A 498-nucleotide genomic window follows, 5' to 3' on the forward strand; every position below is an offset into this window, starting at 1 on the left:
CAGCAATTCGGCGTTGTTCGGCGAGAGGTGGGTAGGGAATATCGACAGACGAGTACTCGGATGCATTGATATTTGCGTGCGTGGTACTTCTAGCTATGCTATTCACCCACTTGTTGAAGTACTCACTATTCGTATACTGGCGGAGATATTCTTTGTTAATATTCTCAGATAATCTATATCTGATTAGATAACCTGCAAATGCACAGGGAACTTCACTGTCCGATTCCGAATACAAGTACGTCCTGCCGACTGCTCCTGTCCGAGCAAATAGCAGGTCACCATGCTCAAGCTCGTATTTTTCATTCCGTTCAATAGGAATGCTTTGCTTGTTATCATCTTTCAACTGACCGTCTTCTGTTAGATCTGTTATCCGGATATACCGGTACTCACTGGGGTCGAATGGTTCGGCTGATACATTTGCCCCATACTCACCGGAGTTTTCAGATACATCATCTAAGCTGACGAGATCCCAGTCCGTAGGAATTTTAACTGAAACTG

1 protein-coding gene is annotated in these 498 nt (G+C 44.6%); it reads right to left on the bottom strand.

Annotation, left to right across the window (positions count from 1 at the left end):
- Window positions 1-498, bottom strand: a 498-nt coding sequence (locus DVK07_RS22560; protein ID WP_199719724.1) for a restriction endonuclease subunit S, incomplete at both ends; no start/stop codon positions are given.

Origin of the sequence: Halorubrum sp. Atlit-26R (assembly GCF_003666015.1) — an archaeon.
In the GTDB taxonomy this organism is placed as follows: domain Archaea; phylum Halobacteriota; class Halobacteria; order Halobacteriales; family Haloferacaceae; genus Halorubrum.